This window comes from Staphylococcus sp. Y174-1, assembly GCF_049897865.1.
In the GTDB taxonomy this organism is placed as follows: domain Bacteria; phylum Bacillota; class Bacilli; order Staphylococcales; family Staphylococcaceae; genus Staphylococcus; species Staphylococcus saprophyticus.
The window spans coordinates 908,071-920,241 of the sequence record NZ_JAFCXB010000001.1 but is presented as its reverse complement, the minus strand read 5'-3'; the positions used below and the strand labels follow the sequence as shown (position 1 = coordinate 920,241).

The following is a 12,171-nucleotide window of genomic DNA, read 5'->3' as shown; positions in this document are numbered from 1 at the left end:
AGCGTTACACGTGCCTGTGAAACAAAGAATATTTGAATTAGATGCTTTGCGAGGAATAAGTCTTTTCGGCATTATTTTAATGAATATTTTAGTTTTTAGTCTTCCGTACGAGATGGCTTCAATGTCTCAGACAGTAAAAGGCTTTAATGCTGTATTACTTCATTTGATTACACTGTTTGTTATAGGTTCATTTTATCCAATATTCACTTTTTTATTTGGGTATGGACTTGGTATGATGTTTGAGCATAGTCGAATCAGAAAAATTCGATTTTATCCGATGATCTACAGAAGACTTAGCTTTTTATTAGTCATCGGCGTAATTCACGGTATGTTTATCTTTTCAGGTGATATCCTATTTGGTTATGCATTTACAGGGCTATTCGCAGTACTGTTTATTAAAATGAAAGCCCAAAAGCTAATTAAAATAGCTAGTATTTTATTTGTGTTTAAAATCCTTATCTTTGTGGTGCCTTTTGCCATTTTAAATTATACGCAAGGTGTTTATGAGAAAAATAACTATCTAGGTATATCTCTGCAACAATTTATCGATGTTAAACAGAATGGACACTATGATTCATTTTTAAAGTTGAACGTTCTTGAGAATCTATATAGTATGTTGGATATTTTAATGGGATCTGCATTTCTGGAATTTTTACCTTATGCCCTTTTCGGTATTGCTGCATATAAGATGAATTTAATTGAACTTATTCGAACAAAAAGCTCATCCTTTTTGAAATGGGGGAGTTTAATAGCTATTTTAGGCTATTGTATTAAAATGCCTTTTGCTATTGATTATGATAATGGTTCATTCGCTGTTATCAATGCTGTAGGTGGCCCGATTGTATCTGCAGGATATATTATACTCATAGTATATTTATGTCAAAGTGTTCATGGTGCACAAATCATGCGTATATTTAAGTATCCCGGTAAATTGAGCTTATCGGTTTATATTACTCAAAGTATCATGTTTACATTTATTTTTATGGGCTTTGGCTTAGGGTTATATAACAAGTTGCCATTATATCAATCCTATCTCATTGTTATCATTTTTTATAGCTTACAAGTCATTGGTTGCTATTTTTATTTGAAAAAATTCAGTAAAGGTCCAATAGAATGGTTATGGCGAAAAGTCACATATTTGAAGTAATCGTTTTAGTTTAGGTAAAAGGCCTGAATTTTTGGCTTATGCTAGTTATATATTTGTTATTTAGTGGTAAATATAGTTATAATATGAAATAAGATATAGATGAGGAGCTGATAATGAATGAAATTCCTATCATTCAAACATGAAGGACAGACATCATATGGTGTGAAAGTAAAACGTGAAGAAGCTGCATGGGACTTGAAGAAAGTATTTGCAGATTTTGCTGAAGGTTCATTTCACCCTAAAACGTTATTAAATGGTCTTCAACAAAATCAAGTCGTAGATTTTCAAGAACAAGTTCGTAAAGCGGTTGTTGCAGCGGAAGACAGTGGTAAAGGTGAAGATTACAAAGTTCAGTTTAGCGACATTGAATTTTTACCGCCGGTCACGCCAACTAATAATGTAATTGCCTTTGGACGTAATTATCAAGATCATGCGAATGAGTTAAATCACGAAGTACAACGTTTGTATGTTTTTACTAAAGCTGCTTCGTCATTAACTGGTGATAATAGCACGATACCAAATCATAAAGATATTACGGATCAACTAGACTATGAAGGTGAGCTTGGTATTGTCATTGGCAAATCTGGTGAGAAAATACCTAAAGGTCTCGCTTTAGATTATGTTTATGGTTATACAATTATTAATGATATAACAGACCGTAAAGCTCAAAATGCACAGGACCAAGCATTCTTATCTAAAAGTTTAACAGGGGGTTGCCCTGTAGGACCATATATTGTAACAAAAGATGAATTACCAACGCCAGAAGATGTCAATATTGTAACCAAAGTTAACAATGATATTCGTCAAGATGGCAATACAGGTCAAATGATTCTTAAAATTGATGAATTAATAGAAGAAATTTCAAAATATGTAGCATTACATCCAGGAGATATTATTGCGACTGGCACACCAGCGGGTGTTGGTGCAGGTATGAATCCACCGCAATTCTTACAACCTGGTGATGAAATTAAGGTAACAATAGATAATATTGGTACGTTAACAAACTTTATTGCAGATAAATAATCATTGATTATTGTTAACTGGTTAGTCCATGGCGGGTTAACCAGTTTTATTTTTTGTAAATTAGTAATGTAGTTTTTTTGAATTGTACAGTTATATTGAGTATGATAAGAGATGTAATCTTTTGACTTCAAAGTTAAAAGGGGACAACAATACTTCTGTTTTATATATTTTTGAAGTAAAAATTGTGTGGGGGTAATCAAGTATGTTACATATGCATATTGCTAGTTGGGTTTTATTAATCATCTTGTTCTTTGCTGCTTATTTTAATTTTTCAGAAAAACAAGGTGCATCACCATATTTCAAACCAATTCATATGCTATTAAGACTATTTATGCTATTAGTCTTAATTTCTGGATTTTGGGTTTGGATTCAATCATTTTCATCAGGAGCTGCTGGTGGGCACATGTTACTTACATTGAAAATGATATGTGGTGTGGCTGTAGTTGCATTAATGGAAGTAACAATTACTAAACGTAAAAAAGGGCAACCTAGTCATGGCTTAATGTGGACGACGATTGTAGTAATCATCTTAACGATGATTATAGGTATTATTTTACCTATGGGTCCAATTACGCAAATGTTTGGTTTATAAACGTAAGTGTATAACAATAATAAAAGCCGTACAATTCCATTAGGAAATGTACGGCTTTTATTTATATAGTTATTTATTTCGTGCTTTATAACCTATCATATTAATAATATCTTTGGGTCTACTGTATGGTGGTGCATAAGCTACTTCAAATTCAACTAATTCATCGATAGTGAGTTTATGCATCATAGCCATTGATAGTACATCAATACGTTTGTCGACACCTTTCATACCTACTGCTGCAGCACGAATGATACGTCGATTTGTCTTATCAAAGTAAACGCGTAAGTGCAGCTTGGTATTTCCTGGGTAATAACCGGCATGTTCACCTTGATTTGCTTCGACCATTGCATAATCAAAATTTGAAAGCTCTTTCGGTGATACACCGACACTAGCAAATGTATAATCGAAGAATTTTACGATATTTGAGCCTAAATAACCTTTAAAGTGTATCTTGTGATCACCAGCTAATTGTTCGGCGATGACACTAGCACCACGATGTGCACCCCAAGCTAAAGGAACGTGTGCATTTAAATCAACATGGCGATAATGGGACGTAATGATATCACCTAGTGCATAAATATTTGGAATGTTCGTTTGAAATTGGTCGTTTACTGGAATATAGCCTTTATCATCTAAAGTAACGTTTGAATTTTTTATAAATTCTGAGTTTGGTTTAACACCAACGCCTTCGATAATTAGGTCATAATTTTCAACTTTACCAGATTCAAAATGCACTGCATTGCCCACAACTTTTGAAATTTCTTCGTTGAATCTATAATGAATATCTCTCTTATCCATTTCATCGAGGATTGCTTGATTCATGTCTTGATCCATTAGTTTATTAATATGTGTTGAACGATGGATGAGTGTAGGGGAGATACCTCTTTCATATAGATTGTCTAAAATTTCAAGACCAATATATCCAGTACCTACGACAAGTGCGTTTTTAACTTGATTTTCTTTGATGAATGTTTCAATTGCATCTGTATCTTCCATGTTTCTTAATGTAAACGCAATAGGACTATCTAAATTTAATGAATTGGCACTACAGCCAGGACTTAATATTAAAGTATCATAATGTGTCTCAAAATACGTATCCTGTATACGATCATAGACAGTAATTGTATTCTCTGTGTCATTGATTGATGTTACTTTGTGACAAGGTTTGACAACAATATTTTTAGCTTCATAAAATGATTCAGGTGTTGCTTCAAGCACCTTATTGCGCGAATCTACCACGTTACCTAAATAATAAGGCAGGGCACAATTAGCAAAACTCATATCTCTATCTTTTTCAAAGACAACAATTTCGCTTTCTTGATCAAGTCTTCTAATTTGACTGGCTACCGTTGCACCACCTGCAACTGCACCTACTACTACAATTTTATTCATAATGAAAAGCCTCCTTAAGTATCTATCTATGATTCTATACTAGATTTTACTGTTTCTTCATAAGGCATATTTAATTGGAAATAGTCGTTTAAATAACGTCCAATGCCATCCTCATTATTAGAATATGTAGTTTGATTTGCAACGTGTTTAAGTTCATCTAAACCATTGTCCATCGCGATACCGTGTTTCGCATATTTAATCATTTCCAAATCGTTATCTTCGTCTCCAAAAGCAATGATATGATTTCTATCAATATTTAAATACGATTTCACATAATCAATCCCACGTGCTTTGCTAATACCTTGCTTAACAATTTCTATTACTGGGAATGGTGAACCCCATCGACGATGTTCAATATTTTCAGCGTAAAAACGTGTGAGCATTTGTTTGACTCTAGGAATCATAAATTCTTCTGCTTCAACTAAAATCGATGTTGGAGACTCAGTTAATGAGTTAAGTAAATCGCCTGTTTCAACTTTTGGATTTCCCATAGAGAACCCATCGAATAATTTTTGATCGTAATTATTAATAAAAACATAATCTTTAACTTCAGCAATCATGTTTGTTACGCCATAATCATTCAGTGATTCAATGATGTTTTTAGATAAATCTAAGTCCAATACTTCATGCATTGGCTCAAACTGATCGTCTTTTGGATGATGAACAAAGGCACCATTGAAATTAACAACGGGTGTATCCATATTTAATTCATGGTAATATATTTGACTGGCTCTATGAGGTCTACCAGTAGCAATCATTAATTTATGACCTTGTTGTTGTAGTGTTGTTAAAACGTTTTTTGTATATGGTGAGATTACTTTTTCATCTGTTAATAACGTGCCGTCTAGATCTAGACAAATTAAATAAGATTCCATTTAATTCTCCTTAATGTTTTTTATTGATGTATGAATATCATAGCATTTTATTGGCGTTTTGTAAGATATTTGATATATTGTTAGTATCATTAAATTCGAAGAGGTGATATGAATGGATGAAGGATTAAAAGATAGCATATTAAATGCGTTAGAAATGGTTATTGACCCTGAGTTAGGTATTGATATTGTCAACTTAGGTTTAGTATATAATGTTGATGTTAATGACGAAGGTTTATGTACAGTTGAAATGACATTAACATCTATGGGATGCCCAATGGGACCACAAATTGTTAACCAAGTTAAAATGGTTTTAGCTGAGATTCCAGAAATAGCAGATACAGAAGTGAATATTGTTTGGAGTCCACCATGGGGTAAAGACATGATGTCTCGTTATGCTAAAATTGCATTAGGCATCGGCTAACGCTACTAATAGTAATTGAAAATACTAGCTTAAAGATCGATAATGGTCTATAGGCTAGTATTTTTTTGAAAATTTAAAGCATGCTGACAATCTTAAAATAAAAATTTTCTATAGTGCAAATCATTAAAATAATTGCAGTTATGTTACGAAAGTATTACAATGGCTTGGTGTAAAACATTAAAAAGCAAAAGTAATATATTCGGAGATGAAAGTATGGTAGTAAATGAACAGAAATTCTAATAATCGTAATCAAACCAACCGTCACACGCGTTATATGCCTGGTTTAGATGGACTTAGAGCAATTGCAGTTATAGGTATTATTATTTATCATTTAAATAAGCAATGGTTATCTGGTGGGTTTCTTGGTGTAGATACATTTTTTGTAATTTCGGGCTACTTAATTACAAGTTTACTTTTGTTTGAGTATGAAAGTACCGGCATTATCAATTTGAAGCAGTTTTGGTTACGGCGAATTAAACGTTTGATACCGGCCGTATTGGTATTAGTTGTTACAGTAACTTTAGCGACACTCATTTTTAAGCCTGAACAAATTATAAGTATAAAGCATGATGCATTTGCAGCCATTTTTTATGTATCAAATTGGTGGTATATTGCAACTGATGTAAATTATTTTGAACAGTTTGCCTTTATGCCATTAAAACATTTGTGGTCATTAGCAATTGAAGAGCAATTCTACATAGTTTTTCCAATCGTTTTGATAGCATTATTATTAACAATTAAGAAATACCGAAATGTAACACTTATTTTTTGGATTATTTCACTGATTTCATTACTTTTAATGGTTTGGATTTCTCAACCACATATGCAACATTCTCGTGTTTATTTTGGAACAGATACAAGGTTACAAACGATGTTGCTCGGTGTTATATTAGCCTTTATTTGGCCGCCATTTAAATTAAAGCAGAACCCTAATCCTAGTCTCAGGTTCATTATTGATAGTATAGGTGCAATAGGGATTTTAATACTCTTATTACTTTTCATTAAAGTCGATGATAATAGTGATTGGATCTATAATGGTGGTTTTTACCTTATTTCCGGTATCACTTTATTTGTTATCATTAGTGTAGTGCATCCATCGGGGTATTTCGCTAAATTAATAGGAAATCCTTTCTTTGTTTATATTGGTAAACGCTCTTATAGTTTATATTTATGGCATTTCCCAGTCATAAGCTTTTTACATTCCTATTATGTTGAAGGTCAAGTCCCATTATATGTATATGCTCTAGACATCTTATTGACTATTTTCTTTGCTGAAATATCATATAGATTCATTGAAACACAGTTTAGAAAACAAGGATTCAAGGCCTTAAGTATTAATAAATATAAAAAGTCCACATTAATCAGAACTATACTACTAGGCGTGATACTGCTACCAACCATTTTTATTTTTGCGGGGACATTTGATCGTTTAGGAAAAGGCCAAATTAATAATAAATCAACGTCATATAATACAGCAGAAATTGATAAGTATATGGTTAGACCCATACCGGTCGACGATGTTAACTTTTTAGGAGATTCAAATTTTAAAAAAGATAAAGATAATGAGGTATATACTGATTTGAGTCCACTGCTTATTGGTGATTCGGTTATGGTTGATATTGGAGAAACTTTTAAAACGCACGTTCCCAATGCAACCATTGATGGTAAAGTCGGACGTAATTTATATGAAGCTATACCATTAACAGATGAAAAATATAAATCTTACAATTATAAGTCTAAGCAAGTGATTTTAGAATTAGGAACGAATGGAGATTTTTCTGAAGCACAGCTGGACGAACTGATAGGCAAATATGGTAAAGCCAATGTGTATTTGATTAACACGCGTGTACCAAGAAGCTATGAAGGTCATGTCAACCAAGTTATGTCAGACGCAGCTAAAAAGCATCATAATGTAACATTGATTGATTGGTATCAACGTTCGAAAGGCCATAGCGAGTACTTTGCACCAGATGGTATTCATTTAGAGCCTTCAGGTGTAAAAGCATTAACAGATGAAATTTTAAAACATATTGCAACGAAATCAACCGCTAAGTAGCAAAATTAAATATGAAATTGAGTCAATTTAATAAATTTAATTAGAGTGTGATTTGCATGAAATAGACTGCTAAAACACAATAAAAGGCATAACCGCTTAATGAACAAGCGGTTATGCCTTTTAATTTATTGAGTGTCATGAATATTCATATCTAAGGGGTGTTTATATATCATGTTTAAAATGAACAAAGTCATTGTTTAGAATATAAAAATTATGGGCAAAACATAGGTATATAAGGCATTGCACGCAGCTAAAATAATTTAAAATTTATAGTCATATTGGTTGATAAAAGTGAACAATAGGATTATAATAAAATTAAGGTCAAAGAAAGTCAAAGTCAAACTTACTTTGTTCTTGATCAAAGACTAAATGGTGAGGTGAATCATTTTGGATATTAATCAAATGACCTATGCAGTTCAAGGTGCTTTGCAAAAAGCAATAGAGCTAGCAAAAGATAACGAAAATCAAAATATCGAAATAGAAGCAATATTAAAAGCAGCACTTGAAGAAAGTGAAAGTTTATTTAAAAGTGTATTGGAAAGAGCAAACATAGAGACCGAACTTTTAAATAAGGCTTACGATGAAAAATTGAAAAATTATCCTTCAGTACAAGGGGATAACGTGCAATATGGTCAATATATTAGCCAGAAAGCAAATGAATTAATAAATAAAGCTGAAACGTATATGAATACTTATGAAGATGAGTATATTTCTATGGAACATATCATTTTAGCTGCAATGGACATAGATGATACAACAATTAAATTTGTCGATAATAAAAAAGAAGTTATTGTAGAAATCATTAAAAAAATTAGAGGAGGAAATCATGTGACGTCACAAAACCCAGAAGCAAATTATGAAGCTTTAGAAAAATATGGTAGAGATTTAGTTGAAGAAGTCCGTCAAGGTAATATGGATCCTGTCATTGGACGTGATGAAGAAATAAGAAATACTGTGAGAATCTTAAGTAGAAAGACTAAGAATAATCCAGTATTAATCGGTGAACCAGGTGTAGGTAAAACAGCAATTGTTGAAGGCCTTGCACAACGTATTGTGCGTAAAGACGTGCCTGAATCACTTTTAGATAAAACAATATTTGAATTAGATTTAAGTGCGCTTGTTGCAGGTGCAAAATATCGTGGTGAATTCGAAGAACGTTTAAAAGCAGTACTTAAAGAAGTGAAAGACTCAGACGGTAGAATTATATTATTTATAGATGAAATTCACATGCTTGTTGGTGCAGGTAAAACAGAAGGCGCGATGGATGCAGGTAATATGCTAAAACCAATGCTTGCACGTGGCGAATTACACTGTATCGGTGCAACAACACTCAATGAATATAGAGAATATATTGAAAAAGACTCTGCATTAGAGCGTCGTTTCCAAAAAGTAAATGTGTCTGAGCCAGATGTAGAAGATACAATTTCCATTTTACGTGGACTGAAAGAACGTTATGAAGTTTATCATGGTGTACGTATTCAAGATAAAGCATTAGTAGCTGCGGCAGAACTATCAGATCGTTATATTACTGATCGCTTCTTACCGGATAAAGCGATTGATCTTGTGGACCAAGCGTGTGCAACGATTCGTACTGAAATGGGTTCAAATCCAACAGAGTTAGACCAAGTTAATCGTCGCGTCATGCAATTAGAAATTGAAGAAAGCGCATTGAAAAACGAATCAGATAACGCGAGTAAACAACGCTTACAAGAATTACAACAAGAATTGTCTAATGAAAAAGAAAAACAAAACGCAATTCAATCACGCGTAGAAGAAGAAAAAGGCAAAATTGCAAAACTACAAGAAAAACGTACTGAATTAGACGAAAGTAGAAAAGCCTTAGAAGATGCAGAAAACAATTATAATTTGGAAAAAGCGGCAGAATTACAACATGGTAAAATTCCTGAATTAGAAAAAGAATTACGCGAGTTAGAAGCTGCATTCCAAAATGAGCAAAATAGTGACAATGAGCGCATTATACGTGAGATTGTATCAGATGAAGAAATTGGTGATATTGTTAGTTCATGGACAGGTATCCCTGTTTCTAAACTTGTAGAAACAGAAAGAGAGAAGTTATTAAATCTTTCAGACATTTTACACGAACGTGTCGTTGGTCAAGATAAAGCTGTAGATTTAGTTTCTGATGCTGTTGTCAGAGCGCGCGCTGGCATTAAAGATCCAAATAGACCAATAGGTAGTTTCTTGTTCTTAGGACCTACAGGTGTTGGTAAAACAGAATTAGCCAAATCCTTAGCGTCAACTTTATTTGATTCAGAAAAACATATGATACGAATTGATATGAGTGAGTACATGGAAAAACATTCAGTTTCCCGTTTAATTGGTGCACCTCCAGGCTATGTAGGTCACGATGAAGGTGGACAATTAACTGAAGCGGTTCGTCGTAATCCATATTCTGTTATATTATTAGATGAAATTGAAAAAGCACATTCAGACGTATTTAATGTATTGTTACAAATACTTGAAGAAGGTAGACTTACTGATTCTAAAGGTCGTGAAGTTGATTTTAAAAATACAATTATCATTATGACTAGTAACATTGGCTCACAAATCCTATTAGAAAACGTAAAAGATGCTGGTGTGATTACTGATGATACAGAAAAAGCTGTTATGAATAGCTTAAACCAATACTTTAAACCAGAAATTATTAACCGTATGGATGATATTGTATTATTTAAACCATTAACAATCAGTGATATGAGTTCTATAGTAGATAAAATATTAACTGAATTGAATATTAGATTAATGGCACAACGTATTTCAATTAATGTGTCAGATGAAGCTAAAGCGTGGTTAGGTGAAGAAGCATACGAACCACAATTCGGTGCAAGACCGTTGAAACGTTTTGTGCAAAGACAAATAGAAACACCACTTGCACGTAAAATGATTAGAGAAAATTTACCTGAAGGCACAACAATAGACATCGACCTATCAGAAGATGGTTTAAGATTTACTGAAAACAAACCAGAAATCGATTAGTAAGTATAATTGAATTTAACAAAACGGTGTGGCGCAGAAACCTTAATTTTTACATTGGTTTCTGCGCCACTTTTTTAATTATAAAATCGGGGAACAAGATTGTAAGTTGATATATCATATCTCAACAAACCAATAAGTTTATTTTTTAATATTGAAAATAAAAAAACTGCCAACGTCAGTCAGAAGACTTTGTTGACAGTTTAAAGATTCTAGGATATAAATCAATGTTTCAAACTTTACATTTCATTAAAATGATTCGTTCTTAAACATAAGCTAAACCATTATCCTAGTCATCTAATGTTGTTCATTTGTATTATTATGTTTAGGTTTAATTACCAAATCAAATAAGATAATAATAATCGTAAATACAACAGCGCCTATGACTGGTGTAATGAGGTTCAGTGCACCGCCACCATTTAAGCTGTTAAGTACGAAATTAATCATTTGTAATAAGACAATAGACCAAAATAAAACTGCGAGGTATTTCATTATGTAATGCCTCCAATATCGTATATATATCTACATTATAAATAAAAAAGTGTAGTTTGTATAGTAGGTTAGTAATAATTGTGGTTATACTTTGTGATAATGAGCTAAGTCATTTATAATTATTTGTGGAAAATACGCAATGAAATATGTATAGTTCTTGTATTTGAAATGTGTATTATGTTAAATTAATACCTGGTATTAAAATTAAATTTAAGAAGGTGTACAACCATGGACGTGGGTATTAAAGGTTTTGGTGCATACGCACCTGAAAAAGTTGTAGAAAATACCTATTTTGAATCATTTTTAGAAACATCAGACGAATGGATTTCTCAAATGACTGGTATTAAAGAACGTAGATGGGCTGGTGAAGACGAAGAAACTTCAGACATGGCTTATCAAGCTAGTTTAAAAGCAATTGAAGATGCAGGTATAGAAGCATCAGAAATAGATATGATTATTGTTGCGACATCAACAGGGGATTTTCCATTCCCAACAGTTGCCAATATATTACAAGAAAGATTAGGCATCGGCAAAGTTGCTTCTATGGATCAATTAGCCGCTTGTAGTGGTTTCATGTATTCAATGATAAATGCTAAACAATTTGTTCAATCTGGTGATTATAAAAATATTTTAGTAGTTGGAGTGGACAAATTATCTAAAATCACAGATTTGACAGACCGTTCAACAGCCATTTTATTTGGTGATGGAGCTGGAGCTGTAGTAATCGGTGAAGTATCTGAAGGTCGAGGTATCTTAAGTTATGAATTAGGTTCAGACGGCTCAGGTGCTAAGCATTTATATTTAAATCCAGAAAACGGAAAAATATTTATGAATGGCCGTGAAGTTTTTAAATTTGCTGTAAGAATTATGGGTGAAGCATCTAACAACGCAGTAGCAAAAGCTAATTTAACTGCAGATGATGTAGATATGTTTGTACCTCATCAAGCAAATATAAGAATTATGGAGTCAGCGAGAGAACGTTTAGGTATACCAAAAGAAAAAATGAGTGTATCTGTTGATCGCTTTGGTAATACTTCAGCAGCGTCAATCCCATTAAGTATAGGACAAGAGTTAGAAAATGGTAGGATTAAAGATGATGATGTCTTAGTGTTAGTAGGTTTTGGTGGCGGCTTAACATGGGGCGCTGTGACACTAAGATGGGGAAAATAGGAGGATAAA

Annotated in this window: 10 protein-coding genes; 7 read left to right on the top strand and 3 right to left on the bottom strand. The window is 32.9% G+C overall.

Annotated elements, in window-relative coordinates; genetic code table 11:
* Window positions 1-10 precede the first annotated feature (10 nt).
* The 3 genes from ACP7BT_RS04560 to ACP7BT_RS04550 all read left to right on the top strand — a co-directional run bounded on the left by ACP7BT_RS04560 (window position 11) and on the right by ACP7BT_RS04550 (window position 2,762).
* Complete coding sequence (locus ACP7BT_RS04560; RefSeq protein WP_041079596.1) at window positions 11-1,147, top strand: DUF418 domain-containing protein; 1,137 nt, start codon at window positions 11-13, stop codon at window positions 1,145-1,147.
* A gap of 117 nt (window positions 1,148-1,264) precedes the next feature.
* Window positions 1,265-2,170, top strand: coding sequence for a fumarylacetoacetate hydrolase family protein (locus ACP7BT_RS04555; protein ID WP_002483783.1), 906 nt, complete (start codon window positions 1,265-1,267; stop codon window positions 2,168-2,170).
* Between the two features lie 202 nt (window positions 2,171-2,372).
* The gene (locus ACP7BT_RS04550; protein WP_011303500.1) at window positions 2,373-2,762 is read left to right on the top strand and encodes a YisL family protein; all 390 of its coding nucleotides are present in this window, start codon (window positions 2,373-2,375) and stop codon (window positions 2,760-2,762) included.
* Window positions 2,763-2,831: 69 nt separating this feature from the next.
* On the opposite strand, the gene ACP7BT_RS04545 is transcribed toward ACP7BT_RS04550, so the two are convergent.
* Window positions 2,832-4,154, bottom strand: coding sequence for a CoA-disulfide reductase (locus ACP7BT_RS04545; RefSeq protein ID WP_011303499.1), 1,323 nt, complete (start codon window positions 4,152-4,154; stop codon window positions 2,832-2,834).
* Window positions 4,155-4,180: 26 nt separating this feature from the next.
* Window positions 4,181-5,029: a Cof-type HAD-IIB family hydrolase gene (locus ACP7BT_RS04540; RefSeq protein ID WP_041079594.1), complete on the bottom strand. Its 849-nt coding sequence runs from the start codon at window positions 5,027-5,029 to the stop codon at window positions 4,181-4,183.
* Between the two features lie 112 nt (window positions 5,030-5,141).
* Between ACP7BT_RS04540 and ACP7BT_RS04535 the strand changes: the two genes are divergently transcribed.
* The 3 genes from ACP7BT_RS04535 to clpB all read left to right on the top strand — a co-directional run bounded on the left by ACP7BT_RS04535 (window position 5,142) and on the right by clpB (window position 10,503).
* Window positions 5,142-5,450, top strand: a complete 309-nt coding sequence (locus ACP7BT_RS04535) for a metal-sulfur cluster assembly factor (RefSeq protein ID WP_002483779.1) — start codon at window positions 5,142-5,144, stop codon at window positions 5,448-5,450.
* 223 nt (window positions 5,451-5,673) lie between these two features.
* On the top strand, window positions 5,674-7,506 hold the full coding sequence (locus ACP7BT_RS04530; protein ID WP_041079592.1) for an acyltransferase family protein: 1,833 nt from the start codon (window positions 5,674-5,676) through the stop codon (window positions 7,504-7,506).
* Between the two features lie 387 nt (window positions 7,507-7,893).
* Entirely contained in the window at window positions 7,894-10,503 is a 2,610-nt protein-coding gene (clpB, locus tag ACP7BT_RS04525) for an ATP-dependent chaperone ClpB (RefSeq protein WP_041079591.1), read from the top strand.
* A 294-nt stretch (window positions 10,504-10,797) separates the two neighbouring features.
* Here clpB and ACP7BT_RS04520 read toward each other — a convergent pair whose 3' ends face one another.
* Window positions 10,798-10,992 (bottom strand): YjzD family protein, encoded by a 195-nt coding sequence (locus ACP7BT_RS04520; RefSeq protein ID WP_037538889.1) that lies wholly within the window; start codon window positions 10,990-10,992, stop codon window positions 10,798-10,800.
* 228 nt (window positions 10,993-11,220) lie between these two features.
* Between ACP7BT_RS04520 and ACP7BT_RS04515 the strand changes: the two genes are divergently transcribed.
* Complete coding sequence (locus ACP7BT_RS04515; protein WP_002483775.1) at window positions 11,221-12,162, top strand: beta-ketoacyl-ACP synthase III; 942 nt, start codon at window positions 11,221-11,223, stop codon at window positions 12,160-12,162.
* The last annotated feature ends 9 nt before the right edge of the window (window positions 12,163-12,171 follow it).

Coding starts and splice junctions, on each gene's coding strand:
- ACP7BT_RS04545 (WP_011303499.1), bottom strand. CDS start 4,154: ATGAATAAAATTGTAGTAGTAGGTGCAGTTGCAGGTGGTGCAACGGTA.
- ACP7BT_RS04520 (WP_037538889.1), bottom strand. CDS start 10,992: ATGAAATACCTCGCAGTTTTATTTTGGTCTATTGTCTTATTACAAATG.
- ACP7BT_RS04535 (WP_002483779.1), top strand. CDS start 5,142: ATGGATGAAGGATTAAAAGATAGCATATTAAATGCGTTAGAAATGGTT.
- ACP7BT_RS04515 (WP_002483775.1), top strand. CDS start 11,221: ATGGACGTGGGTATTAAAGGTTTTGGTGCATACGCACCTGAAAAAGTT.
- ACP7BT_RS04530 (WP_041079592.1), top strand. CDS start 5,674: ATGAACAGAAATTCTAATAATCGTAATCAAACCAACCGTCACACGCGT.
- ACP7BT_RS04550 (WP_011303500.1), top strand. CDS start 2,373: ATGTTACATATGCATATTGCTAGTTGGGTTTTATTAATCATCTTGTTC.
- ACP7BT_RS04540 (WP_041079594.1), bottom strand. CDS start 5,029: ATGGAATCTTATTTAATTTGTCTAGATCTAGACGGCACGTTATTAACA.
- ACP7BT_RS04555 (WP_002483783.1), top strand. CDS start 1,265: ATGAAATTCCTATCATTCAAACATGAAGGACAGACATCATATGGTGTG.